Annotated in this window: 22 protein-coding genes; 13 read left to right on the top strand and 9 right to left on the bottom strand. The window is 62.1% G+C overall.

Annotation, left to right across the window (positions count from 1 at the left end; all coding sequences use genetic code 11):
* Positions 1-164 precede the first annotated feature (164 nt).
* Positions 165-1,421: an ROK family transcriptional regulator gene (locus LB566_RS24665; protein WP_224628156.1), complete on the bottom strand. Its 1,257-nt coding sequence runs from the start codon at positions 1,419-1,421 to the stop codon at positions 165-167.
* A gap of 110 nt (positions 1,422-1,531) precedes the next feature.
* On the opposite strand from LB566_RS24665, the gene LB566_RS24660 reads away from it, so the two are divergent.
* The 5 genes from LB566_RS24660 to LB566_RS24640 all read left to right on the top strand — a co-directional run bounded on the left by LB566_RS24660 (position 1,532) and on the right by LB566_RS24640 (position 7,212).
* The gene (locus tag LB566_RS24660) at positions 1,532-2,584 is read left to right on the top strand and encodes an N-acetylglucosamine-6-phosphate deacetylase (RefSeq protein ID WP_224628146.1); all 1,053 of its coding nucleotides are present in this window, start codon (positions 1,532-1,534) and stop codon (positions 2,582-2,584) included.
* Complete coding sequence (locus LB566_RS24655; protein ID WP_224628145.1) at positions 2,581-3,774, top strand: ABC transporter substrate-binding protein; 1,194 nt, start codon at positions 2,581-2,583, stop codon at positions 3,772-3,774. The genes LB566_RS24660 and LB566_RS24655 overlap by 4 nt, the downstream gene beginning before the upstream one ends.
* A gap of 210 nt (positions 3,775-3,984) precedes the next feature.
* A complete protein-coding gene (locus LB566_RS24650) occupies positions 3,985-5,169 on the top strand; it encodes an ABC transporter substrate-binding protein (protein ID WP_224628143.1) in 1,185 nt (394 codons plus the stop codon).
* A gap of 7 nt (positions 5,170-5,176) precedes the next feature.
* Positions 5,177-6,199, top strand: coding sequence for a Gfo/Idh/MocA family protein (locus LB566_RS24645; protein ID WP_140552810.1), 1,023 nt, complete (start codon positions 5,177-5,179; stop codon positions 6,197-6,199).
* The gene (locus tag LB566_RS24640; RefSeq protein ID WP_224628139.1) at positions 6,196-7,212 is read left to right on the top strand and encodes a Gfo/Idh/MocA family protein; all 1,017 of its coding nucleotides are present in this window, start codon (positions 6,196-6,198) and stop codon (positions 7,210-7,212) included. The genes LB566_RS24645 and LB566_RS24640 overlap by 4 nt, the downstream gene beginning before the upstream one ends.
* 86 nt (positions 7,213-7,298) lie before the next feature.
* Here the strand turns inward: LB566_RS24640 and LB566_RS24635 are convergent, their stop codons facing one another.
* The 5 genes from LB566_RS24635 to uxaC all read right to left on the bottom strand — a co-directional run bounded on the left by LB566_RS24635 (position 7,299) and on the right by uxaC (position 13,113).
* Positions 7,299-8,144 (bottom strand): ABC transporter permease, encoded by an 846-nt coding sequence (locus LB566_RS24635; RefSeq protein WP_140552808.1) that lies wholly within the window; start codon positions 8,142-8,144, stop codon positions 7,299-7,301.
* A 1-nt stretch (position 8,145) separates the two neighbouring features.
* Complete coding sequence (locus tag LB566_RS24630; protein ID WP_224628137.1) at positions 8,146-9,042, bottom strand: ABC transporter permease; 897 nt, start codon at positions 9,040-9,042, stop codon at positions 8,146-8,148.
* 9 nt (positions 9,043-9,051) lie between these two features.
* The gene (locus LB566_RS24625) at positions 9,052-10,119 is read right to left on the bottom strand and encodes an ABC transporter ATP-binding protein (RefSeq protein WP_224628135.1); all 1,068 of its coding nucleotides are present in this window, start codon (positions 10,117-10,119) and stop codon (positions 9,052-9,054) included.
* A gap of 77 nt (positions 10,120-10,196) precedes the next feature.
* Positions 10,197-11,375 (bottom strand): extracellular solute-binding protein, encoded by a 1,179-nt coding sequence (locus tag LB566_RS24620; protein ID WP_224628133.1) that lies wholly within the window; start codon positions 11,373-11,375, stop codon positions 10,197-10,199.
* Positions 11,376-11,712: 337 nt separating this feature from the next.
* On the bottom strand, positions 11,713-13,113 hold the full coding sequence (uxaC, locus tag LB566_RS24615; protein ID WP_224628131.1) for a glucuronate isomerase: 1,401 nt from the start codon (positions 13,111-13,113) through the stop codon (positions 11,713-11,715).
* Between the two features lie 159 nt (positions 13,114-13,272).
* Between uxaC and LB566_RS24610 the strand changes: the two genes are divergently transcribed.
* The 8 genes from LB566_RS24610 to LB566_RS24575 all read left to right on the top strand — a co-directional run bounded on the left by LB566_RS24610 (position 13,273) and on the right by LB566_RS24575 (position 21,931).
* Complete coding sequence (locus LB566_RS24610; protein WP_411910504.1) at positions 13,273-14,016, top strand: GntR family transcriptional regulator; 744 nt, start codon at positions 13,273-13,275, stop codon at positions 14,014-14,016.
* A gap of 34 nt (positions 14,017-14,050) precedes the next feature.
* Positions 14,051-15,235: a mannonate dehydratase gene (gene uxuA / locus LB566_RS24605; protein WP_224628129.1), complete on the top strand. Its 1,185-nt coding sequence runs from the start codon at positions 14,051-14,053 to the stop codon at positions 15,233-15,235.
* A gap of 212 nt (positions 15,236-15,447) precedes the next feature.
* Positions 15,448-16,500 carry a LacI family DNA-binding transcriptional regulator gene (locus LB566_RS24600; protein WP_224628127.1) on the top strand — a complete coding sequence of 351 codons (1,053 nt, stop codon included), beginning with the start codon at positions 15,448-15,450 and terminating at the stop codon, positions 16,498-16,500.
* A 2-nt stretch (positions 16,501-16,502) separates the two neighbouring features.
* The gene (locus LB566_RS24595; protein ID WP_224628124.1) at positions 16,503-17,264 is read left to right on the top strand and encodes a glucosamine-6-phosphate deaminase; all 762 of its coding nucleotides are present in this window, start codon (positions 16,503-16,505) and stop codon (positions 17,262-17,264) included.
* 35 nt (positions 17,265-17,299) lie between these two features.
* Entirely contained in the window at positions 17,300-18,487 is a 1,188-nt protein-coding gene (locus LB566_RS24590; RefSeq protein ID WP_224628121.1) for an extracellular solute-binding protein, read from the top strand.
* Positions 18,488-18,755: 268 nt separating this feature from the next.
* Positions 18,756-20,027: a type III polyketide synthase gene (locus LB566_RS24585; RefSeq protein WP_318012872.1), complete on the top strand. Its 1,272-nt coding sequence runs from the start codon at positions 18,756-18,758 to the stop codon at positions 20,025-20,027.
* Positions 20,028-20,750 (top strand): methyltransferase domain-containing protein, encoded by a 723-nt coding sequence (locus LB566_RS24580; RefSeq protein WP_224628117.1) that lies wholly within the window; start codon positions 20,028-20,030, stop codon positions 20,748-20,750.
* Positions 20,747-21,931, top strand: coding sequence for an NAD(P)/FAD-dependent oxidoreductase (locus LB566_RS24575; RefSeq protein WP_224628115.1), 1,185 nt, complete (start codon positions 20,747-20,749; stop codon positions 21,929-21,931). Before LB566_RS24580 ends, LB566_RS24575 begins: the two co-directional genes overlap by 4 nt.
* A 134-nt stretch (positions 21,932-22,065) precedes the next feature.
* On the opposite strand, the gene LB566_RS24570 is transcribed toward LB566_RS24575, so the two are convergent.
* The 3 genes from LB566_RS24570 to LB566_RS24560 all read right to left on the bottom strand — a co-directional run bounded on the left by LB566_RS24570 (position 22,066) and on the right by LB566_RS24560 (position 23,457).
* Positions 22,066-22,371, bottom strand: coding sequence for a hypothetical protein (locus LB566_RS24570; RefSeq protein WP_140552796.1), 306 nt, complete (start codon positions 22,369-22,371; stop codon positions 22,066-22,068).
* A 177-nt stretch (positions 22,372-22,548) separates the two neighbouring features.
* A complete protein-coding gene (locus LB566_RS24565; RefSeq protein WP_224628113.1) occupies positions 22,549-23,049 on the bottom strand; it encodes a metallophosphoesterase family protein in 501 nt (166 codons plus the stop codon).
* Positions 23,050-23,127: 78 nt separating this feature from the next.
* A complete protein-coding gene (locus tag LB566_RS24560) occupies positions 23,128-23,457 on the bottom strand; it encodes a DUF768 domain-containing protein (RefSeq protein ID WP_140552794.1) in 330 nt (109 codons plus the stop codon).
* Positions 23,458-23,727: the final 270 nt, after the last annotated feature.

Raw genomic sequence — 23,727 nt, 5'->3', positions numbered from 1 at the left:
TCGAAGACACGGCCAGTCTAAATGCGGCTTGTTCGCTATGCGGCTCGTTAGTGAGCGAGGAAGTGAGCTTCGCCCGAACAGCGTCGCAACATTCTTCTTAGGACATGAGAAGTGTGGGGCATCGAGATTGCTCCCGGACCTCTGAACCCGCCGCGTGAATCCATTCAGATGCTTCGCGTCAGGGCATCGGCCCCTTGCCGCTTTCCATTCCGCCGGCTTCGCCCTTCGCCATTCGGTTTCCCCTGCGGTGTGCCGAGCAGCACGCGAACGGCGATTTCATGAAGCGGTTGCACGGCGCCCTTGACGACGTAGTCGAGACTGGAACGATCGGAGATCAGGGTCGGCAGGCGCAAGGTGCCGACCAGTCCTTCGGCCTCGAAGCGGGAGCGTAGAAGTTGGTAGAGTCCGGCATTGCAGGTAAACGGGCCGGTGATGAACACCTTCTCGGGAAAAAGCAGCCTGCAGGCGTTACCCAGCGCGCGCGCCATAAGATCGACGGCGACCCGGATTTCGGCAATATCCGTCAGCTCCATCGTCTCGATTTGGCTGGCGAGGAGTTCCTCCTCCCCCGAAGCCCACGGATATATCTCCCGTATGACCGGCAACAGGGCTGAGAGCGAAGCTGCTGTTTCGAGACAGCCCCGGTTGCCGCATCCGCAGGGGCGATCCTTGAGCACGTTGAAACGCCAATGGCCGATTTCGCCGAAGGGGCCGCCCTGGCGCATCGGCGCATCGTCGCTGCCGCGATAGGCCAGGCCGATACCCCAGCCCCAATGAAGAATGAAGGCGCTTTCCAGCCTTTCCATGTCCGGCGCGGCGTATCGGGCGCTCAGTTCGACATCCAGTTGGCGAAACAGGAACACGCGCGGCGTGAGGCCGTCAAGCGCCTTGCCGACGTCGAAATCGCGAACGTTCGGCCATCGCGAGGTCAATATCCACGTCCGGGTCTTCACGTCCACGATGCCCGAAACGGCAACCGACGTTCCGACATGATGCATGCCAGACGGGCAGCTGCCGATGAGACCGGCGACAAGGTAGCGCATCGTCGCGGTCATGCGGGCCGAATCGGCGTCGGACGGAACATGGGCGGTTTGCCGGGCGAGGACACTTCCGCGGAAATCGACAAGGACGCCAACCAGTTCCTGGCTGGAAACAAGAAGGACGGTCGCCCCCGCACAGCCGGGGTTCAAAACGATTTGCGCCGGTGGGCGGCCACGGCCGCTCACGGGGCCGACGCTTTGCTCGATAATGCCCCTGCCGACGAGGTCGGCGATGGCGCGCGAGGTCGCCATCGAGGTCATGTCCAGCTCGGCGGCAAGCGTGGCGCGGGATTTGCCGCCGCCTTCGTGCAGGCTGGCGATGACGCGTGCGCAGTCGCGTTGGCGGGCGTCCTCGAAATCCGCGGTGTGGAGTGTCAGCATGCCGGGATTCTTTTCCTTCTTATTTTTGGATATCATTATTCAAAAATGGCTTGCAAGCGGTATCGGGCCGTGTAGTCTCCGCATAGGGAACCTGGGCGATCGGCCGCATCATGATTACTTCCGGTCTGGTCGACATGCAGGTCAATGGCTTCGCCGGCGTCGACTTTAACTCGGGGACCCTGACCGCGGCGGAATTCGACGAAGCGCTGGAGGCCCTTCTGGCGTGCGGCGTGACGGCGTGCCTGCCGACGATCATCACGGCAAGGCCTGACGAATTGTCGGCGCGGTTCAGCGCTCTCGACAAGGCTGTTTCCGAAAGCCGCCTCGGTCCCCTCATGTGCCCCGGCTATCATCTGGAAGGTCCGTTCCTCAATCCCGCCCCGGGTTATTCCGGATGTCATCCCGCCTCGGCGATGACCGCTGCGGATCCTGCTCTCATTGAGCGCCTGCAGTCGCTGCTCAAGCGCCCGATCCTTTTGACGACGCTGGCACCCGAAGTGGAAGGCGGCATTGCTTTCATACGGGCCATGAACCGGCGCAACATCCTTGTTTCGATCGGCCACTCGGCTTGCGGCTTTGAGCTCGTGGCGCAGGCCGCGGCGGCTGGCGCTGTCCTTTCCACCCATCTCGGCAACGGGCTGCCGCAAACCTTGCCGAAACTGGACAATACCCTGTTTGCTCAACTGGCCGAAGACCGTCTCGCCGCGACATTCATCGCCGACGGGATTCACGTTCCTCCAGGCGCGCTGAAGTCGCTGATCCGGGCAAAAGGGCTGGACCGGTCGATCCTGGTTACCGATGCCGTTTCGGCGGCCGGTGCGCCGCACGGCTCTTACGAATTTGCCGGAATGCGGGTCGAGAGCCGCGCCGATGGCTCGGTCCGCGTTCCTGGCGGCATCGGGCTCGCCGGGTCGGCGCTGCGGCTGGACGACGCCGTTCGCAATCTGGTGCGCTGGGGCATCGCAGGTTTCGCACAGGCTGTCGATATGGCCTCGGCAAATGTGATGGCGCTGCTGCAGCCGGTGCTGGACGCGCATGGCCTTCGCGTGCCCGCCAGCGAGATCGAGTGGGCGCCCGACATGACCATCATCCGTGCGCGCGTCGGAGAGGAAGAACGCGGATACAATCGGCAAACGACAAAATGGGAAGGAAGACAGCCATGACTGCTCGTGAACTCAAGGTGAATCGCCGCGCCATCCTTGGCGGCATTGGCGGTACGTTCCTCGCCGGCACGACGGGCGCCTGGGCGCAGTCACCCAAATTGCCCGCATCGCCGGTCGTCATTTCGGTGATGGACGTGGGCGGCGCGCTGGCGCTTTCGCAGCCGGCCTTCGAAAACTACGCCAAGAAATATCCCGAGCGCACCGAACGCATCGTCTTCACCAAGGCGCCGGTGACCGAGCTTGCCGGAAAGCTGCGCGCGCAGCAGGAAGCCAACCGCGTCGATATCGACATGGTGCTGACCGGCTCCGACGGTCTGGCGGCAGGCCTAGCCAACGGCACATGGATCAAGATTCTGCCGAACTTCAACGACAAGTTCCCCAAAATCGAGGACAATTACGAACCGGCCGCACTGGCCCTGCACAAGAAGCAGGGCGCGGGATATGGCGTTGTCGTCAATTACTATCCTTCCGGCCCGCTGATCGAATACGCGCCTGAGCGGGTGAAGGAGGTTCCCGGCTCGGTCGAGGCGCTGCTAGCCTGGGCCGAGGCCAATCCGGGTCGCTTCATGTATGCGCGGCCCACCAATTCCGGCCCCGGCCGTACATTCATGATGGGTCTCCCCTACCTGCTCGGCGACAAGGATCCGCAGGATCCCGTCGACAGCTGGGAGAAGACCTGGGCTTATCTGGCAGAGATCGGCCAGTATATCGACTATTATCCCGCGGGCACCGGCGTCACCATGAAGGAATTCGGGGAAGGCAGCCGCGACATCATCATTTCGACCACGGGATGGGATATCAATCCACGTGCCCTCGGCATCGTGCCGGAATCGGCAAGGATCGGCACGCTCAAGGGCTTCCATTGGGTTTCGGACGCCTTTTTCATGTGCGTTCCGAAAGGCATCTCCGACGACAAACTCGCCGTGGTGCTCGACCTGATGGCGTTTCTGCTCACTCCCGAAGCGCAGGCCTATTCCTATGATGAGGGCTATCTCTATCCCGGCCCGGCGGTGAAGAACGTGCCTGTCTCCATGGCGCCGCAGCACAGCCAGGACATCATCAAACGCTTCGGCAGGGACGAGTATGCCGGCCTCATCGCCAATAATCCGATCGAACTGCCGCTGCCGCCGGAAAAGATGATCGCCGCCTTCCGAAAGTGGGACGAATTGGTCGGCGCAAAGAAATCCTGATGCTTCGCCCAGAGGCCGGCCGCGTCGAGGGGTTGGCGCCAGGATAGTACAGCATGCCAGGCACCGGCCTGACGCAGCCCCTCGCGACGGGACCTTCAGCGCAGCGGGGTTGCATTCGATACTAATAGACTAATATATCATTTGCCTGGGAGAGCTGGGATGAAAGTGCGGAGACACCGCTCTTTCAAGAGATAAATGAGGAGGACGACGATGTTCACGATTTCACGCCGCCAGGCGCTTGGCGGATTGGCTGGTTTTGCAACGCTGCCCTTTGGCCGGTCATTCGCCGACGAGCTTGCCCTGCCCACTTCGCCGGTGGCGCTCAACATCATCGATGTCGCGGGCAATCTGCAGCTTACCCAGATGGCAATCGAGAAATTCGGCAAGGAAAATCCGGGGCTCGTCTCCAAGATCACGTTCTCGCGCGCGCCGTCCCCCGAACTGCCGGCCAAGCTCGCCGCGCAGCAGGCGGCCAACCGGGTCGACATCGACCTGGTGCTGACGGGTCCGGGTGCCATGTCGGACGGCATCACCCAGGGCCTGTGGATCGACGTGTGGACGAAATATCCCACTGTGCTGCCCAAGGCTGAGACCGTCTATCTCGACAGCGCCTTGATGATGCAGAAGAACTTCGGCCAGAACGAAGGTGTCGCCGTCGTCTATTCGCCGTCGGGCCCACTCTTCGAATATGCGCCGGACAGGGTCAAGACGATCCCCAGGAACACCGACGAACTGCTTGCGTGGGTGAAGGCCAATCCCGGCAAATTCTGCTATGCGCGGCCGGTCAATTCGGGACCGGGCTGGACCTTTCTTATGGCCATGCCCTACATCCTCGGCGACAAGAATCCTTCCGATCCCATCAATGGATGGGAGAAGACCTGGGCCTATCTGAAGGCGCTGGATGAAGGCATCGACTATTATCCCTCCGGCACCACCGTGACGATGAAGGAGCTGGCCGAGGGCACCCGCGACATGATCGTTTCCACGTTCGGCTGGGACATCAACCCGCGCGTGTTGGGCATCGTGCCGAAGGAGATCGAGACGTTTGCGCTCGAAGGCACGCATTGGGTGCCCGATACGCAGTTCATGTGCATTCCCAAGGGCGTCGCCGAGGAAAAGGTCGCGGTTCTGGTCAAGCTCATGGCTTTCATGCTCGAACCCGCGCAGCAGGCCTATACCTACGACAAGGGCTATTTCTATCCCGGTCCGGCGGTCAAGGGCGTACCGCTCAGTGCCGCGCCGCAGGAAAGCCAGGACGCCATCGCAGAGTTCGGCCGCCCACAATATGAAGAGCTGATCAGGAAGTTCCCGGTCGAAGCGCCGTTAAAGCCGGAAGCATTGGTCGCCGCCTTCGGGAAATGGGACCGCGAGGTCGGCGCCAACAAGATGAAGTAGCGAACCAATGCGATTTGCCGTGATTGGCATCGATCATCGTCACGTCTATGACCTGATCGGTGGGCTTCTGGATGCCGGCGCCGAGTGCGCCGGCTACGATTCCGCGACGACCGATCCCAAGGTTGCCGCCGGCATCGCCGAGCGTTTTCCACGGATCGCGCCGGTCGAAAAACGGCGGCTGATCGAGGATCCCGCCATCGACCTCGTCGTTACCGCGGCTGTCCCCTCCGACCGGGCCGCCATTGCCGTCGAGGCCATGCGGCACGGCAAGGACGTGCTTGCGGACAAGCCCGGCCTGACCACGTTCGAGCAGCTTGCCGCCTTGCGGCAGACCGTGCGCGAGACGGGACGCATCTTTTCGATCTGCTTTTCGGAGCGCCTCCTGACCCGAGCCTCGACGCTGGCGACGCAACTGGCGATGGACGGCGCCATCGGCGAAGTCATCCATGTGACGGGCTTGGGGCCGCACCGGCTCAACCGTGCGCTACGCCCGGCGTGGTTTTTCGATCCCGTGAATTACGGCGGCATCCTGGTCGATATCGCCTCGCACCAAATTGATCAGTTCCTGTTCTATACTGGCTGCGCCGACGCGCATGTCGTTTCAAGTGCGGTCGGTCATTTTGGCGCTCCTGACATTCCGGCATTCCAGGATTTCGGCGACATCCTCCTGCGGGGAGACAAAGCAAGCGGCTATATCCGCGTCGACTGGTTCACCGCCGACGGGCTGCCGACCTGGGGGGATGGACGACTGATACTGCTCGGCACCAAGGGCACGATCGAGCTTAGGAAATATGTCGACATAGCCGGCAAACCCGGAACGGACCACGTATTTCTCGTCGATGGCCAGGGCACGCGCCATTTCGATGCGTCGGGCGAAAAGATATCCTATTTCGAACGCCTGCTTGCCGATGTGCGCGACCGTACCGAAACGGCGATGACGCAGGAGCATGTCTTCACGGTCTGCCGGCTGGCACTCGAGGCGCAGGCGGCGGCGGTCGTCGTGACGGCGCAGCAAAGGAACGCGCGATGAACAGGCTACGTGTCGCCATGATCGGCTTGGGTCCGGCGGCGTTGCCGCATGCGAAGAGCCTCGTCGATCTTGCCGACAGGATCGAGGTGAAATGGGCGGCCAGCCGCAGCCAGGCGACGGCAGAGGCCTTTGCCGACCAGTTTTCCTTTCCCGTGACGACCGACATTGCGGCCGCGATTACCGATCCCGAGGTTCAGGCGGTGCTGGTGCTGACGCCGGCCAACGCGCATCTGGCGGTGGCGGAGCTGGCTCTTGCCGCCGGCAAGCACGTGCTCGTCGAAAAGCCGCTCGAAACAACGCTGGAGCGCGCCGAGAAGCTGGTGACGCTGGCCCGCGGGGCCGGCCTGCGCCTCGGCGTCGTCCTGCAGCACCGTTTCCGGCCGGCCAGCCTGCGGCTGCGCCAAGTGCTGGCCTCCGGCGCCATCGGCACGGTCGAGGCGGCCAGCCTTCGGGTTCCGTGGTGGCGGCCCCAGGCCTATTACGACACCGGAGGCCGCGGCAGCTTCGCGCGGGACGGGGGCGGCGTGCTGTTGTCGCAGGCGATCCACGCCATCGACCTTTTCCGCTCCCTGCTGGGAGAGGTCGAGGTGGTGGCTTCGCAGGTGCGGACGACCGGCCTGCACCGGATGGAGGCTGAGGATTACGTGACCGCCCTGATGCGGCTCGCCAACGGCTCACCGGCCTCGCTGCTCGCCACTACGGCGGCCTATCCGGGCTCGCCTGAAACCATGGAGCTTGTCGGCTCGCTCGGCACGGCCACGCTGACCGGAGGGGCGCTGAGCGTCAACTGGCTCGACGGACGCGAAGAGCGCGTTGAGGCGGAGGGGAAGACAGGCAGCGGCGCAGCCATCATGGACTTCCCCCATGACGCGCACCGTGCGCTGATTGACGATTTCGCCGATGCGATTTCGCAAGGCCGCGATCCGGCCGTGACGGGTGAGGAGGCGCTCCAGACACAGCGCCTGATCGCAGCCCTCATCCGTGCGGATCCGGCCAGCAACCAACCGGTATAAGAGCGCTTTCTTCGAATCTCGAACGCTCCAGGATTCCGACAGAGTGGCTTTCCGCCGCCATCATGCAGCGGAAAGAAAAGCCTGTTTCAGGCAGAGGCGGGCTGCTGCTTTGCCCGCGCGACAATCTGCGTCGGATTGACGAAGCGCAGTGCGATCAGCAGCCAGACCAGCGTCGTTATCATATATACCACCGCCATCGCATCGATCGACTGCACCGCGCGAACGCCCGAGGCGAAAACCGAATAGTACAGCGCCACGACGAGCGTCTGGCTGGTCGGCCCGGCTGTCAGGAAGGTCAGTTCGAACATGCCGATGGTACGCACCAGCACCAGCAGCAGCGCCGCCAAGATGCCTGGCACCAGCATCGGCAGCAGAACATGGAGAAAGAGCTGGAACGTGTTGGCGCCGAAGACGCGCGCGGCCGCTTCGATCTTGGGATCGATCTGTTCGATGAAGGGGATCATCACCAGGATGACGAAAGGAACCGTCGGCACGAGATTGGCCAGCACCACGCCCCAGAACGTGCCGCCGACCCCCGACTGGTAGAGCACGGTGGCCAGCGGAATGCCGAAGGTGATCGGCGGCACCAGAAGCGGCAGCAGGAACAGAAGCATGATCAGCCTCTTGCCGGGAAAATCGCGCCGCGCCAGCGCATAGGCCGCCGTCACGCCGAGCAGGCCTGAAAGCGCGACCACGGTGAAGGCGATCTGGAAAGTTACGATCAGAATATCGTGGAGCTGGAATTCCGCCCAGGCGGCGAAATACCAGCGGGTGGTGAAGCCGGCGGGAATCCATGTACCCAGCCAGCGCGTGCCGAAGGACGACAGGATGACCGTGGCAATCATCGCCGCGAGGTTGAGCACGAAGAAACCCACCACCACCCAGATGGCGGTGATCCAGAGCTTGGCGCCGATGCTTGTGTCGCGGATCATGTCAGCCCTTTCCGCCTGCGGTGCTGCCGCGATAGAAAAGGTTGCGCAGCATCAGGATGGCGACGACGATGACCAACTGCACGCCGGCCATGATCATCGCGATTGCCGAGGCCATCGAGTAGTCATATTGCTCGAAGGCGGCCTGGTAGGCCGCAATCGAGATGACGCGGGTCGGCCCGGCCGGCGCGCCTAGCAGAACCGCCGACGGAAAGACGGCGAAGGACTGTACGAACGAAAGCAGGAAGGCGATGGCCAGGCCGGGGATCAGCAGCGGCAGGAACACATAGCGGAACCGCTGCCAGGAGCGCGCGCCGTGGGTCGCCGCTGCCTGTTCCAGTGCCGGATCGATGCCTGTCACATAGGAAAGCGTCAAAAGGAACGTGAACGGGAAACCGGTGATGATCAGCGACGCGAAAACACCCCAGTAATTGTTGGTGAGTTTCACGGGACTGCTGATGACGCCGAACAACATCAGCGTGCGGCTGAACCAGCCCTGTGGTCCCAGATAGTTGAGCAGGCCTTCCGCCACCAGCACCGTGCCGAGCGTTACCGGCAGCACGAGGATGGTGGTCAGCATACGCTGGTGCGTCATCAAGCGAACGCGAAAGGCGATGGGCAGCGCCAGCGCCAGGCTGATGACGGTGACCGGCACCGCCAGCCACAACGTTGTGGCAATGGTGTTGTAGAGGAACGGGTCGGAGAAGAAACGCTCGTAGTTGGCGAGGAGTCCCCCTTCCTTCGGCTTGAAGGACAGGAGCAGGCCGTAGACGAAGGGATAGACGAAGATCGCCAGCGTAAACAAGGCGGCCGGAAGCACCAGAAGGGTGACGCCGTCGATCCCGTGCAAGGCCAACCGCTGGCGCAGGGAAGGAGGGGGCGTATGATCGAGCGTCGACATCCGCCGTCCTCAGGCCGCGTAGATCAGGGCGTGGGCAGAATCGATCGAGAGCGAAACCGTGTTCCCGACCGACGCGGCCTGGCTGGCATGGAAGATCAGCTCGAGGCCGCCCTCGGTGCGTGCCGTGCCGACGAATTCCCGGCCGCGATACTCGATGGTTTCGACCTTCGCATCGAGCGTCCCGATGCCCTTGTCGCTCACGGTGACATCGTCCGGCCTGGCGGCGATCACGGCTTGCGCGCCAACCGCGAGATCGTCGCGAAGTCTGCCCGAAAGGCTGACGCCGCCGACTTCGACCGTGGCAACGTCGCCGTCGCGCCGGGTGACCTTGCCGGTTAGCCGGTTGCGGTAGCCCATGAATTCGGCGACGTCGAGATGATCCGGGCTCTCATAGAGGTCCCGCGGAGCGCCGACCTGCCGGATTTGGCCGTCGCGCAGCACAACTATGCGGTCGGCAAGCGACAAGGCCTCGTCCTGGTCATGGGTCACATAAAGGGTGGTGGCCCCGAGCTGGTTGTGGATGCGCCGGATTTCGGCACGCATCTCGATGCGCAATTTTGCGTCGAGATTGGAGAGCGGCTCGTCCATCAGCACCAACGGCGGCTCGATGACGATGGCGCGGGCGATGGCCACCCGCTGCTGCTGGCCGCCCGACAGCTGACCGGGCAGTTTATGGCCCTGCGTTTCCAGCCGCACCAGCCCCAGCGCTTCGTCGACGCGCTGCGTGATCTCGGCCTTGGGCGTGCCGCGCATCTTCAGGCCGAAGCCGATATTGGCTTTGACGGTCATGTGCGGGAACAGCGCATAGTTCTGGAACACCATGCCGAAGCCGCGGTCTTCCGGCTTGAGCTGGTCGATGCGCTTGTCGTCCAGATAGATGCTGCCGCCCGTGGTGGAAAGCAGACCGGCGATGCAGTTCAGTGCGGTCGACTTGCCGCAGCCCGAAGGTCCGAGCAGGGCGATGAATTCCCCCTTGCGCACGGTCAGCGAAACGTCACTCAGCGCGCTCATACTGCCGAATTTTCGGCTCATATGATCGAGGCGGAGTTCGTCGAATTTCGACGAGGCGAGCAGCATCCGTTCGTAGCCCCATTGTTGCAGGCGAACCGGGCGGCATGCCCGGTTCATATTATGCGCTGAAAATTAAAGGTTTGTCATTTCGCGGCGGCGGCGACCTGTTCGTCCCAGATTCGGAATGCCGTGACCATCGAAGCGGGCTCCAGCGGCAGTTCGATCGGGTTGTTGGCGATCAGGTCGGCATATTCGGTGCGGCCGAATTCGGCGATCGCATCCTGGCTTTCCTGCGGCGCCATGTCGAGGGTGACATTCTTGACCGCCGGGCCCGGATAGAAATAGCCCTCGTCATAGGTATAGGCCTGCTGCTTAGGCGTCAGCAGGAATGCCATCAGGTCCTTGAGCACGGCCAGTTTTTCGTCGCTGACCCCTTTCGGCACGCACATGTAATGGGCGTCGGCGACCCAATGGAAGCCTTTCAGCGCCCCAACCTTGGCTTCTTTCGGTACGACGCCGAGAACGCGCGGATTGATGTCCCAGCCCGTCGTCGACACCGTCATGTCACGCGTGCCTTCGCCGAGTTCCTTCATCAGTGCCCGGGTGCCGGTCGGATAATATTCGATGTATTTATGCAATTCCTTGAGATAGGCCCAGGTCTTGTCCCAGCCCTTGACCGGATCCTTCGGGTCGCTGTCGCCGAGCAGATAGGGGAGGCCCATCAGGAAGGTACGGCCGGGGCCGGAATTGGCCGGGCGCGCATAGAGGAACCGGTTCGGGTTCTCCTTGGCCCAGGCCAGAAGCTCCTCCGCCGTGGTCGGCACTGTCTTGACCTTGTCGGGCATGTATTCGAGCAGCGGCCCGGACGGGTAGTAGGTGACGACGACGCCGTGATCCTTGGCCAGCGTCTGCATACGCGCTGCCGGCTCCTGATAGATATCGGCCAGCTTAGGCAAGGCACCGGAATCGTCGGGAAGCAGCTTGACCCACAGGTCCATCTCGAGGCCCGCCGACAGCGCATCCGTTCCGGTAAGCACGAGGTCGATATCGACGCGGTTCGCCGCCTGCTGCGCCTTGATCTTGCCCGGAAGCTCCGGGGCGGGCGCCTTGGTGAAGACGATGTTCGAGATCAGTTCCGGCTTGGCCGTCTTGTAATTCTCGATCGCCTTCTGGGTTAGCGCCAGATTGCCGGCGACATCGACGATGTTGATGGTGACGGGCGCGGTCGGCAGCTTTGCGGTCTGGGCAAACGCGCTTGCGACCGGAAGCGCCGCCATGCCGGCTAATCCGCCGACCGCCTGTCGCCGAGTGATCTTGACCATCTTCATCTCCTCCGGTGGGATCCTGTCTTGTCCGGGCAGGATTTCAATTTGATATATTAATCTACCAGTCCTCAAAAACAACCGCTTTCTGCTCCGTGCATGAACCCCTGCGCCCATCGTGGCACGGTGGCTGCGGCGCCGTCGTTCAAAAGATCGATCAATGCGGTTCCACAGCCTTGCGAAATGGGGGTTTGGCCGAGAGATCGTTGCCGAAGACCTGCTTCAGCCACAGGAAGACGGCGGCCAGTTCGGCAGCCGAGCTGAGCTCTGCGGTCCGTGCGCCCGATCCCGGCCGGCAAGTCACCCACGGTCCGATTGGAAAGCCGCTGCACCATGGTCAGAACCTATAGGCTTTCTTGGCCAGGCGGTAGGCAAGATCGTGCGCCACTTCCTGCGCCTCGTCCTCGTCGAGCCGGTGGTCAGCCACCAATTCCGCGAGAAAATTGCAGTCGACGCGACGAGCCATGTCGTGCCGCGCGGGGATCGAACAGAAGGCACGGGTGTCGTCGTTGAAGCCCACCGTGTTATAGAAGCCGGCTGTCTCCGTGGTAAGCTTGCGAAACCGGTACATGCCTTCGGGGCTGTCGAAAAACCACCAGGGGGGGCCGAGGCGCAGCGCCGGATAATGCCCGGCAAGCGGCGCGAGCTCGCGCCCGTAGGCCGTCTCGTCCAGTGTGAACAGGATCAACGTCAGGCGCGTGTCGTTGCCGAACGCGTCGAGGAGCGGCTTGAGGTCGTGCACATAATCGGTGCTGGTGGGAATGTCCGCGCCCTTGTCGAAACCGAACTCGGTGAAAATCCGCGGGTTGTGGTTGCGGAAAGAGCCGGGATGGATTTGCATGACCAGGCCGTCCTCGACGCTCATGCGCGCCATTTCGGTCAGCATTTGCGCGCGGAACAGGTCGGCATCCTCGGGTGAGACATCGGCCTTCAGCACTCGGTCGAACAGGGCCGCCGCTTCCGCCTTCGACAGGTCGGCGGTGCGGGCATTCGGATGGCCGTGGTCGGTCGACGTCGCGCCGCGCTGCTTGAAATAGGCACGGCGGATTCGGTGCGCCTCAAGATAGCCGGGATAGCTGGCCGGCGTTCCGGCCAACGCCAGGAATCGCTCCACCTCGGCATGGAAACCCTTGCGCGAAGGGTCGACGACGGCGTCTGGCCGGTAGGCTGGCACAACCTGGCCGTCCCATCCGGAAGCCTTGATCGCATCATGCGCGGCAAGCGCATCGGTGGCCGCGTCCGTCGTTGAGATGGCTTCGATGTTGAAACGCTTGTAGAGCGCGCGCGGACGCATCTCCGGCCGCTCGAGCTGTTCGGCGATGCGATCATAAAGAAGGTCGGCATTCTTCGCGCCGAGCCGCTCTTCGATTCCGAAGACCGTTGCCAGCGAATGCTCGAACCACAGCCGCGTCGGCGTGCCGCGGAAAAGGGCGTAGTTCTCGGCGAAGCGGCGCCAGATCTTGCGGGGATCGGTTTCGATCGGGCCCCCATCCAGCCGCGGGACGCCGAAATCTTCCATGCGCATTCCCTGGGAATAGAACATGCGCAAAATATAGTGGTCGGGCTTGACGAACAGCGTGGCCGGATCCGGGAACGGCAGGTCATACGCATACCAATCCGGCTCGGTATGGCCGTGCGGGGAGATGATCGGCAAGGCACGCACGCCTTCATAGAGGCGCCTGGCGATGGAGCGGACGGTAGGGTCAGGCGAAAAAAGCCTGTCGGGATGGAGCGGCATTGCAAAATCCTTGCGGTCGAGCCGCGAAGCGGCGTTCGGAAGGGAAGGGCGATTGAATGCGCGCGATCATAATTTGGGATGAAGCGGCGTTCCGATATTGGCGAACAGTAAGGAATAATATATTAATATGTCAACTGATTGAAGATCGGGGATCGAGAAATGACATCAGCAAAGGCGCAGGCGGGCCTTGCGGGTTCCGACCGCGACGCCGTCCCCGTTCGAACGAAGATGCGTCGGCCGGGCATCGTGCGTACGACCGCGGCGTCCGCAGTATACCGCGAACTGCACGAGGCGATCGTATCCATGCAGCTTAAGCCCGGCAACGCCTTGAATGAAAAGGTTCTGACCGAGCGTTTCGGTGTCAGCCGCACGCCGGTTCGCGAGGCGTTGATTCGCCTGGTCGAAGACGGGCTGGTCAATATCTATCCCCAGTCGGGAACCTTCGTCGCGCCGATACCGATCTCGCTCATTCCCGAAGCCGTCGTCATCCGTAAGGCGCTGGAAGGCGCGACGGTCGAGAGGGCCGCGCAATGCGCAAACGGCGACGATGTGGGAAAGCTCGACGACATATTGGCGCGGCAGCGGTTCCTTGCCGAACGACAGGACATGAACGGCTTTCACGAGGCCGACGAGGCCTTTCACGAGGCGATTGCCCGAATAGCCAACTATTCCGGCATCTGGAACTATCTGAAGCCGGTCAAGGTGCAGATCGACCGGGCGCGACGCATGACGCTGCCCGCGCTCGGCCGCATGGACCATGTGATCGGCGAGCATGCGATCATCCGCAACGCCATAGCGGCGCATGACGTGAAGGCTGCCTGTAAGGCCATGCGAATCCATCTGGGCGCTGTCATTCCCGATGTCGAGCAACTGCGCGACGCCTACCCCGACTGGTTTATTTGAGCCGACCAGCCCTGAAATGTTGGAGAAATGACGAATGCGCGAGGCATGGAGATGGTTTGGGCCGGATGCGGGGGTTCCGCTCGATGCGGTGCGTCAGGCCGGCGCCACCGATATCGTATCGGCGTTGCACGAGGTCCCGATCGGGCGTGCCTGGACCAAGGCGGAAGTAGCGACACGCAAGGCGATGATCGAGGATACGCCGTCAAACCGCTCGCCGCTTGTCTGGTCGGTCGTGGAAAGCATACCGGTCCCCGACGCTGTCAAGCGTCACGGCGGCGGCGCGAAAGCCGAGATCGAGGCCTGGATCGCCAGCATGGAAGCGGTTGCGGCCAACGGCATCCATATCATCTGTTTCAATTTCATGCCGCTGGTGGACTGGACCCGCACCGATCTCGACTACGAGCTGCCAAGCGGCGCGACCGCGATGCGTTTCGACCAGGACCGGTTCGCAGCTTTCGACCTGCACATCCTGCAGCGCAGGGGAGCCGAAGCCGATTATTCCAAGGAGGACCGCGAGCGGGCGAAAGCTGTCTTCGAGGCGATGAGCGAAGAGGAGGCCGCGACCCTCGTCGCCAACATCGCCAGTGCGCTGCCGGGCTCGACCACGGAGCCGTTGACGGTCCCGCAATTTCGCGACCGGCTGGAGCGTTATGCGGGCATCGATGCCGCCCGGCTGCGCCAGCATCTCACCGAATTCCTGGCGGCGATCGCGCCCGCTGCAGAGAGCAGCGGCGTCCGGCTTGCGCTGCATCCGGACGATCCGCCCCGATCGCTCTTCGGTCTGCCGCGGGTGGCCTCGACCGCCGCCGACTACAACGCGCTCTTCGAGGCAGTTCCGTCGCCGGCCGTCGGCATGTGCTTTTGCACCGGAAGCCTTGGCGTGCGCGCCGACAACAATCTTCCGGCGATGGCGAAGCACTTCGCTCCGCGCATCCCCTTCGCGCATTTGCGGGCGACCAAGCGCGAAGGCGATGGCCGCACCTTCCATGAAGCGGCGCATCTGGACGGCGACGTGGACATGGTTGCGGTACTGCGCGAATTGTTGGCCGAAGACGGCAAACGGGAACCGCACGACACCATCGTCTTCCGCTCCGACCACGGCCACCGCATGCTGGACGATCTCACAAAGAAGGTGAATCCGGGTTATCCGGCGATAGGCCGCCTGCGCGGTTTGGCGGAACTGCGCGGCGTGATCCACGCGCTCCAGTCGAAGGGTTGACGGCGCGGCAATGCCTACCGTGATCGGCGCGGCCCTCGGTCCGCCTGCGCCGATCCTGCCCTATCCCTGACGTCGATTGGCATTAGGTCGGTTTCCGCCTGTGGAGGACTACCTCGGGAGACAGCCCGACTATCCGACCTGTTCTAGGCCAATCAATCCTTGACACGACTTCATGCAAGCGCTTTCATGCAAGCGCTTGCACAGGGGCGCGCATGCCTGACCGAAGGCGGAACAATTCATCTTCAACACCGACGCTGAGCGAGGTGGCGGACGCCGCCAACGTCTCTTCGGCTACCGTTTCGCGTGCTTTCAGCCGGCCGGAGCTTCTCAGTCGCGAGACGGTCGCGAGGGTTCACTCGGTCGCCGCGCGGCTCGGTTATGTCCCCAACCATGCCGCGCGCGCACTAAGCACCGGCCGGATAGGCAACATCGCGCTGATCGTGCCCGACATCACCAACCCGTTCTTCGCGGCGATGATGCGTGGGGGGCAGGCGACGGCCCGCGAATGTGGCTATGCGACGTTTATCGGCGATTCTGACGAGACGCCGGAAGTGGAGGACATTCTCCTGACCAAGCTGTCGGCGCAGGTAGAAGGTTTCATCATCGCCTCTTCGCGCCTGCACACGAAACAGATCCTTGAACATGCGCGGAAGCGGCCTTGCGTCCTCGTCAACCGCGACATTCCCGGCACGGTACGGCTTCTGGTCGATAGCGGGCCAAGCTATGGGCAAGCGCTGGAGCATCTGGTTTCGCTGGGCCATAGATCGATCGCCTATGTTGCCGGGCCGGCATTCTCCTGGTCGAACAGCCAGCGCTACGGCACCGTGACCAGGAGGGCCGCCGAGCTTGGGGTCGAGATCCTACGGGTTCCGACCTCGCGGCCAAGCTTCGAGGCCGGCCAGGCCTGCGTCGATGAGCTCGTCCTGACGGGAGCGACCGCCGTACTCGCATTCGACGATGTCATGGCGCAAGGCATCATGGCCGGGCTTGCCGCGCGCGGCCTGTCGGTGCCGGGCGACTACAGCGTGATCGGCTGCGACGGCATACTGGCGCCGACCCTTTTCCCGCCCCTGACGTCCATCGCAACCCATTGCGCGGAGGCCGGCAGGCAGGCGGTCGAGCTTCTCGTCGCTATGCTGCAAGGCAAGCCGCTCGCTCACAAGCGCATCAATCTCGTCACCGAATTCGTCATCAGGGCGACAACCCAGGCCCCGCGCTCGCAGCGAGCCAAGGCGGGGCTCCATCGACTTACAACCACGGAGTGATCATGCGAATTTACGTGAAACCGGACAAAAAGCTGCTGGGCGCTGCTGCCGCTGAACTGGGGGCGCAGTCGATCCGCGCCGCGATCGAGGCGCGCGGCGCGGCCAATATCGTCGTCGCCACCGGCGCCAGCCAGTTCGAGGTACTTGCCGCGCTGGTGAAGCGGGATGACATCGACTGGTCGCGCGTCACCGGCTTTCACCTCGATGAATATGTCGCCATGCCGGATACGCATCCGGCCAGTTTTCGGCGCTATCTCAAGGAGCGCTTCACCGCGCTGCTGCCGTCGCTCGGAGCTTTTCATTTCATCGACGGGGACGTGCCGGATCCAGGTGCCGAGGTGGCGCGCATCAATGCGTTGATTGCCCGCCACCCCATCGATGTGACCTTCGCGGGCATCGGCGAGAACGGCCACCTCGCCTTCAACGATCCGCCCGCGGACTTCGAGACGACGGCGCCGTTCCACCTGGTAACGCTGGACGACCGTTGCCGCCGTCAGCAGTTCGGCGAAGGCTGGTTTCCGACGCTGGAAGACGTTCCGCACAGGGCGATCTCCATGACCGTCAACCAGATCATGAAAAGCGGTCTGATCGTGCTGGCGGTGCCGGACCGCCGCAAGGCCGAGGCGGTGCGCGATACGGTCGAAGCGCCGATCTCGCCGATGGTGCCGGCCGGTATCTTGCGCCGGCATGCCGACTGCCACCTGTTTCTCGATCCGCAATCGACTGCTTTGCTTCACAAAGTGCCGGACACCGTGGGCGAATAACCGTCCACGCAACCTAGAAAAGGGAGGAGACACCAATGACAACCCGACGCAATGCCCTTCTAACGATCCTGGGTGCTGGCGTTGCCGCTACGGCAAGGCCTGTTTTCGCGCTTGCCAAGGAGTTCCCGAAGCCGAAGGAACCGCTGGTCATCAATGTGGTCGACGTTGCCGGCGACCTGCAGCTCAGCCAGCGAGCGCTTGAAAAGTTCGCCGAGACCCATCCGGAACTGATTTCGAAGTTCGTGTACACGCAGGCCCCGGCGCCCGAACTTGCCGCCAAGCTCAAGGCCCAGCAGGCGGCAGGCCGGTTGGACATCGATTTCGTGCTCACCGGTAACGATGCCCTTGCAGCGGGCATCGATCAGGGATTGTGGACCCAGATCCTGCCCGACTACGCCGATATGTTTCCCAAGCTCGACCAGCGCTACCTGCCGGGCGCCTATGCCATGCAGCAGATGGCGAAGGGCCAGGCCTTCGTCGATAGCTGGTATCCGTCAGGCCCGCTCCTGGAATATGCGCCGGATCGGGTCAAGGACCTTCCTGGGACCGCTGAAGAGTTGCTTGCCTGGTGCAAGGCGCATCCGGGAAAGTTCATGTATGCGCGACCGGCGAATTCCGGCCCCGGCCGAACCTTCGTCATGGGCCTTCCCTACCTGCTCGGCGATAAGGATCCGCTGGATCCTATCGACGGCTGGGAGAAGACCTGGGCCTATCTCAAGGAACTGAACGACTGCATCGACTATTATCCCTCCGGCACGACCGTCACCATGAAGGAACTGGGTGACGGCACGCGCGACATCATCGCCACGACCACCGGATGGGACATCAATCCGCGCTATCTCGGCATCGTTCCCGAAGACTACAAGATTGCGACCCTGAAAGGCTTCCACTGGGTCAGCGACGCCAACTATGTGGCTATCCCAAAGGGTGTTTCCGACGAAAAGCTCGGCGTTCTCCTGCAACTGATCGCCTTCATCCTGGAGCCCGAGCAGCAGGCATTCATGTACGATCACGGCTACATGTACCCCGGCCCATCGATCAGGGACGTGCCGATAGAGATGGCGCCGCAGGACAGTCAGGACACGATCAAGCGTTTCGGCCGGCCCGAATATGCCGCGATGATCGCCGACAACCCGATCGAACCGCCGCTCGACGCCAAACCGCTGGTTGCCATGTTCGAGAAGTGGGACAAGGAGATCGGCGGGGCCAAAAACGCCAAATAGGGTATCTCCGCGCACAGCCATTCGACAGCGGTTTGTCCCCGCTGCCATGATAGCTAAGCCGCCTTGACAATACCCTTGGTGGTCCGGGGAAGCCGCCGGTCCAACCGAGATCGCGGTCGACTGGCAAAGGCCTTGGCCGGTCAAGGAATGGATGACTCGTCTGGCCACATGGCGGCCGCGATGCCATCCGTCCTGACGCGAATGCGGCAACCGTCGCGGTACGGTGCCGACGTTCGACGCTCGCCCGCCTGCGCTGCCGACAGCGAGGATGCCTTCAATTGCGCTTGGTGCCGCCATAGGCCGGCACCTTGGAAATCGTCGAGGACGAGGGAAGCTTTCATCCGTCCCAGACGTTTATGAGAGTGTTTGCCATCTCTCAGGGGCTGGTCCCGACCCGGTCGGGTTCGTAGTCACGCCCGCGGTACACCAGCCTAAAGCTGTAGGCCGAGGAAAAATGCCCGCTCAAGCTTTCATCAATCGGATTGCGGCAGCCGTTCCGGAGAATGGCGTTCACCGGTTCTTTCTTCAATTTGCCGGCTCCCAACTGACTGCAGATCCCCGTCGCCGGGCGATCTTTGATCGCATGGCGGACAGATGCGGAATAGAGCATCGTTATTCGTGCTTTGCGCCCGCCGATGATCCTGAAGGCCCAAGTGTCGATTTGGAGGGTGTTTTCAAACGGGGCGCGTTTCCAGGCACGGCAAAGCGCATGGAGATGTTCGCGGCCACAGCGCCCGCTCTGGCTGAACGGGCCGTGGAGAAGCTCCTTCACGGTCAGGACAGGAGCCGTATCACGCATTTGATCGTCACCACCTGCACGGGTTTTTCCGCCCCCGGCCTCGATCTGGAAATAATTGCCCGGTGCAACCTGCCGACCTCCATCGAGCGCACAATCATCGGCTTCATGGGTTGCTATGCAGCGATCAACGCACTCAAGCAGGCACGTCACATCATCCGGTCAGAACCCGAGGCCCGGGTTCTGGTGGTCAGCATCGAACTCTGTACGCTCCATCTCAAGGAGACCTCCGACCTCGAAAAACTGCTCTCGTTCTGCCTGTGGGGCGATGGCTGCTCGGCTGCGTCGGTAAGCGCCAGCCCTTTTGGCATAGGACTGGATAGTTTTCACGCGCTCGTTGATGCCGGCAGCCGCGACCTCATGAGCTGGAACATACATGACGACGGTTTCGACATGGTGTTGTCGGGAGAGGTTCCCGCTGCAATTCACCACGCACTCGGCATAGACATCTGCAGCATTCTGGGAAACAAGAGCGTTTCCGACGTCGATCTCTGGGCCGTCCACCCGGGCGGGCGCTCCGTTCTCGACGCAGTGGAGCGCGCGCTGAATCTCCGTGCCGATGCGTTATCGGCCTCCCGCGAGGTCCTTCGTGAAAACGGAAACATGTCCTCTGCTACCGTCATGTTCGTACTCGAGCGAATGCTGCGCGAGGCCACAAAGGAAGACCGTGTGGGTTGTGCCATGGCATTCGGGCCTGGCCTGACGACCGAGACGATGATGTTCCACACAGCCGGCAATACCTAAATGGCCAATGATCTCGACCATCGTCGGATCGAGCGGGAACTGCTCGACAATTTGCCTCCCGACGATCCAAGGGCCGTCGGTTCGCGGCGTGACCTCGCTTGGATAAACGCACTGATGTTTCAGAGCGCGATCATGGCCAGCCTGTTGAAGGCAAACGTGCGCAAAAGCCCACCCAGATTTCTGGAAATCGGTTCCGGCGATGGAGCATTCATGCTTTCCGTCGCAAAGCGCCTCGCCCGGCGCTGGACAGATGTAGACCTGGTCTTGCTTGACCAGTTCAACCTCATTTCGGACAGGCGGTTCGCTGATTTCTCCGCACTTGGTTGGCGGATCGAAACCATCACCGACGATGTCTTCGAATGGATCGAAAGGCCACGCGCCGGCGCCTTCGATGTGGTAGCGGCCAACTTGTTCCTGCACCATTTTTCGGACGCAGCCCTGAAAAGTCTGTTTTTGGCGCTTCGCACTCTGGCGCCAGTGTTTCTCGCCACCGAGCCGAGACGAAACGCCATTGCCTTAAGAGCCTGCTCGCTTCTGCATGTCATTGGCGCGAACGAGGTGACTTTGCACGACGCGGCGGCAAGCGTCCGCGCGGGGTTTGCGGGTCATGAGCTCTCCAGCCTATGGCCCAGGGATTTCAGGCACCAATGTGCAGAACGCAGAATTGGACCGTTTACCCACGCCTTCCTAGCCGTCGACCGCGCTTCGGAAGGTTTGCCATGATCTACGACGCCATCGTCATAGGCGCCGGGCCAAGTGGTTCTTCCGTGGCCTTGGCTTTGAGCGGCCAGGGGCGCGCCGTTGCCATCGTCGAACGAAGTGAATTCCCGCGCCGCAAAGTCTGCGGGGAGTTCATGTCCGCGGTCAATCTGGATCTGCTGGATAGATTGGGCGGAGGCACCGCGGTTCGCGCCAAAGCGGGTCCGGAGGTCAAGCGGGTTGCACTTTTTGCATCGGGTCCGGGCCCAGACGCGGGCATGCCGCGAGCCGTGGGAGATGCGTTTGGGCGCGCGCTCGGGCGCGACGTTCTGGATGGCATACTTTTGGATGCGGCTCGCGATGCCGGAGCCGACGTGTTTCAGCCCTGGCGGGCGGCGGAGATCACCACCGATGGTGACAACGCTACGGTTCGGATCGAAAGCAAGCACGATCAGGGAGTTCTCGTTGCGCCGGTCGTGATCGCCGCGCATGGCTCGTGGGAGCAAGGAAGGCTTCCGACGAACCTGCCGAAAACCAACGCGCCGCACGATCTTTTCGGGTTCAAGGCTCATTTCACCGGCGCTGAGCTCGACCGCGACCTCATGCCCCTGTTGGCATTTCCGGGCGGCTATGGCGGCATGGTCTGGGCCGACCGGAACAGGATGTCGCTGTCGTGCTGCATACGCCGCGACGTCTTGATCAGGCTGCGGGAAAAAGGCAACGCCTCGTCGGCAGCCCAAGCTGTTCATGCGCATATCCTTGCTTCGTGTCCCCGTGTCGCCTCCACGATCGTGGATGCCACGCTCGATGGCGAATGGCTCGCGGCAGGTCCTATGCGGCCTGGTATACGCCCACGTTTTGCCGACGACATATTTCGGGTGGGCAACCTCGCCGGTGAGTCCCATCCCATCATCGCTGAAGGCATCTCGATGGCGTTGCAGTCAGGCTGGTTGTTGGCCAATGAACTGGCCAGGTTCGACCGTTGGGACCGGGCGGCGAGGATTGCTGTTGGACGCCGCTATTCGAAGGCCTGGAACCGGCAATTTGCAACTCGCATTCGCGTGGCTGCCCTGTTGGCACGTCTTGCCTCCCATCCGATGTCCGCTGCCGCGATGAACACGTTCGTGAGCGGGTTCCCGAATAGCCTGACGCTGGGAGCCAGATTGACCGGTAAAACGAAACCGCTGCCGATTGCGTGCGACTGAGAGGCTCAAGGCTTGGTACTCCAAGACGCTATAGCGGTCACGCACTCAGTCTTTCGATAGACCCAGCCTTGCGATTCGAGGTGACGTCTCAGGCCCGGTCATCGCCGGGCCTGAGCTGAATTCTGCTGGCGGAACTATTTGTTGCAATTCTGGGACGGCGAGGTGGCAGTGCCGCTGGCGGTATTGGTGTCGACGTCATTGCCCGCAGTGTCCTTGCAACGGTCATTCATGCCGTTGGGCGTTGTCGTGGTCGAGTTCGTCGCATTCGGATCAGTTGTGACGGTACCCGTGGTGTTGCCGGAGCCGTTGACGCTCGTGCCGCTGTTGTTCATGCCGCCACCTGCGGTACCGCCGGCATTGCCCGAGCCGCTCGTTTGGGCCAGAGCGGATGTGGCGAGCGCTAAGGACAGGGCGGATGCGACGAAGATCGTTTTCATCATAAGTGTCTCCATTGGTTAAATCGCTTGTTGCGATCACTTTCCCAACGGAGCGCCGTCCTTGTTGTTCCTGTAACGGAAAATCGTGATCGATCTTCATTCTTGTCCGGCTTTGATGCTGAGCGAAGCACATCCAGAACTGTATAAATGACGACTGCCGGTCCGTGGCGAGGGCTACGCTCAGCCTGATCGACGGTTATGCTTGCTGAGTAGCATCGGCAGGGAAACCGGCCGGAAATTCCACACGTCAACGCCGACATCACGCTGGCGAGTAAGCGGCTTCAGCTTGCCATGCGAATGGCCGTGCAAATTTACCGATTGCTTGCCCATCTGATTCCAGGTCCGAAACGGATAATGGCACAGGATGAGGAGGGTGCCGTCCACCACCAGTTCCGCATAGTGCTGGATGCTGGCCCAGCCAGATGCGAGCGTTGCATCGCTTCCGTCATTATTGCCGATGATCAGGTGCTTGCGCCCGTTGAGCTGCGACAGGATGTTTTCGATGCCGGCCCTCGGGCGGGCAAAATCACCCAGATGCCAGATCTCGTCGTCCGAGCCGACGGTCTCGTTCCAGAGGCTCATCAGCGCCGCGTCATGCGTCGCCAGCGAGCTGAACGGCCGCCGGTCGATTCGCAGGATGCGTGGATCGTTGAAATGAGTGTCGCTCGTGAAGAAGATCATCCTGTGCGCGGCTTCCCTCGCTGATCAACCCAGCCCATACGCCGGACTAACGATCCGGTATTCGGCTGTAGGCGCTCGTCAGCTCTCTTCCTTACGGCCGTCACCGGCGGCAGACACTGAGTGTTCAGGCTCCGCAGCCTCAAGACCTTCGATGATCGGCGTGAGCGCGCCATCTTCTTCCGGAACTGGCTGCCGGCCGTTGGTTGCGTTCGCCTTGTCGAGGGCCTGCTGGATGGCGTCCTCTATGTTGCCGATATCTTCTTCGCGAACCTCGCGCCCATATCCTGCGGCGTCCGCATCCTGCTCGAATTGCTGGGCCAACACTGTAACGCTGACTTGCGTGTCGGCGGCCAGGTTTCCGACATTCTCCTGCAGCCAGGTTCGAAAGAACTCGATCGTCGCGCTCATATCGCCTCCTGAACCGGACAACTGCTGCTGAGAGCGGTTGTTCCATGTTCCTGGCCACGCTTGCGGACTCTTGTGACGTTGACCTTGGGTGCCAGGGATCTGATGAACGCGCTGGTTGAGCATGGCCATTGCCGCCACGGCCGCTGCCATCGGTCCCGCGGCCCTTGCCGTCGGCAACACACGGTATCCGAACGGAGTAGCCCCAAACTGTCAGCTTACAATTTGCAGTCATAGGTTACAGACTTCCCTTGTTCTATAAAGGGAGGTGGG

The sequence above is a fragment of the Mesorhizobium sp. CA13 genome (assembly GCF_020165235.1).
Lineage (GTDB): Bacteria > Pseudomonadota > Alphaproteobacteria > Rhizobiales > Rhizobiaceae > Mesorhizobium.
The sequence above is the reverse complement of the archived record's forward strand: the minus strand, read 5'-3'. Positions and strand labels throughout refer to the sequence as shown.

Coding starts and splice junctions, on each gene's coding strand:
- LB566_RS24635 (WP_140552808.1), bottom strand. CDS start 8,144: ATGATCCGCGACACAAGCATCGGCGCCAAGCTCTGGATCACCGCCATC.
- uxuA (WP_224628129.1), top strand. CDS start 14,051: ATGCGCGAGGCATGGAGATGGTTTGGGCCGGATGCGGGGGTTCCGCTC.
- LB566_RS24660 (WP_224628146.1), top strand. CDS start 1,532: ATGATTACTTCCGGTCTGGTCGACATGCAGGTCAATGGCTTCGCCGGC.
- LB566_RS24630 (WP_224628137.1), bottom strand. CDS start 9,042: ATGTCGACGCTCGATCATACGCCCCCTCCTTCCCTGCGCCAGCGGTTG.
- LB566_RS24645 (WP_140552810.1), top strand. CDS start 5,177: ATGCGATTTGCCGTGATTGGCATCGATCATCGTCACGTCTATGACCTG.
- LB566_RS24570 (WP_140552796.1), bottom strand. CDS start 22,371: ATGATGAAAACGATCTTCGTCGCATCCGCCCTGTCCTTAGCGCTCGCC.
- LB566_RS24620 (WP_224628133.1), bottom strand. CDS start 11,375: ATGGTCAAGATCACTCGGCGACAGGCGGTCGGCGGATTAGCCGGCATG.
- LB566_RS24625 (WP_224628135.1), bottom strand. CDS start 10,119: ATGCTGCTCGCCTCGTCGAAATTCGACGAACTCCGCCTCGATCATATG.
- LB566_RS24600 (WP_224628127.1), top strand. CDS start 15,448: ATGCCTGACCGAAGGCGGAACAATTCATCTTCAACACCGACGCTGAGC.
- LB566_RS24560 (WP_140552794.1), bottom strand. CDS start 23,457: ATGAGCGCGACGATCGAGTTCTTTCGAACCTGGCTGCAGGAGAATGTC.
- LB566_RS24565 (WP_224628113.1), bottom strand. CDS start 23,049: ATGATCTTCTTCACGAGCGACACTCATTTCAACGATCCACGCATCCTG.
- uxaC (WP_224628131.1), bottom strand. CDS start 13,113: ATGCCGCTCCATCCCGACAGGCTTTTTTCGCCTGACCCTACCGTCCGC.
- LB566_RS24595 (WP_224628124.1), top strand. CDS start 16,503: ATGCGAATTTACGTGAAACCGGACAAAAAGCTGCTGGGCGCTGCTGCC.
- LB566_RS24640 (WP_224628139.1), top strand. CDS start 6,196: ATGAACAGGCTACGTGTCGCCATGATCGGCTTGGGTCCGGCGGCGTTG.
- LB566_RS24665 (WP_224628156.1), bottom strand. CDS start 1,421: ATGCTGACACTCCACACCGCGGATTTCGAGGACGCCCGCCAACGCGAC.
- LB566_RS24650 (WP_224628143.1), top strand. CDS start 3,985: ATGTTCACGATTTCACGCCGCCAGGCGCTTGGCGGATTGGCTGGTTTT.
- LB566_RS24610 (WP_411910504.1), top strand. CDS start 13,273: ATGACATCAGCAAAGGCGCAGGCGGGCCTTGCGGGTTCCGACCGCGAC.
- LB566_RS24590 (WP_224628121.1), top strand. CDS start 17,300: ATGACAACCCGACGCAATGCCCTTCTAACGATCCTGGGTGCTGGCGTT.
- LB566_RS24580 (WP_224628117.1), top strand. CDS start 20,028: ATGGCCAATGATCTCGACCATCGTCGGATCGAGCGGGAACTGCTCGAC.
- LB566_RS24655 (WP_224628145.1), top strand. CDS start 2,581: ATGACTGCTCGTGAACTCAAGGTGAATCGCCGCGCCATCCTTGGCGGC.
- LB566_RS24585 (WP_318012872.1), top strand. CDS start 18,756: ATGCCTTCAATTGCGCTTGGTGCCGCCATAGGCCGGCACCTTGGAAAT.
- LB566_RS24575 (WP_224628115.1), top strand. CDS start 20,747: ATGATCTACGACGCCATCGTCATAGGCGCCGGGCCAAGTGGTTCTTCC.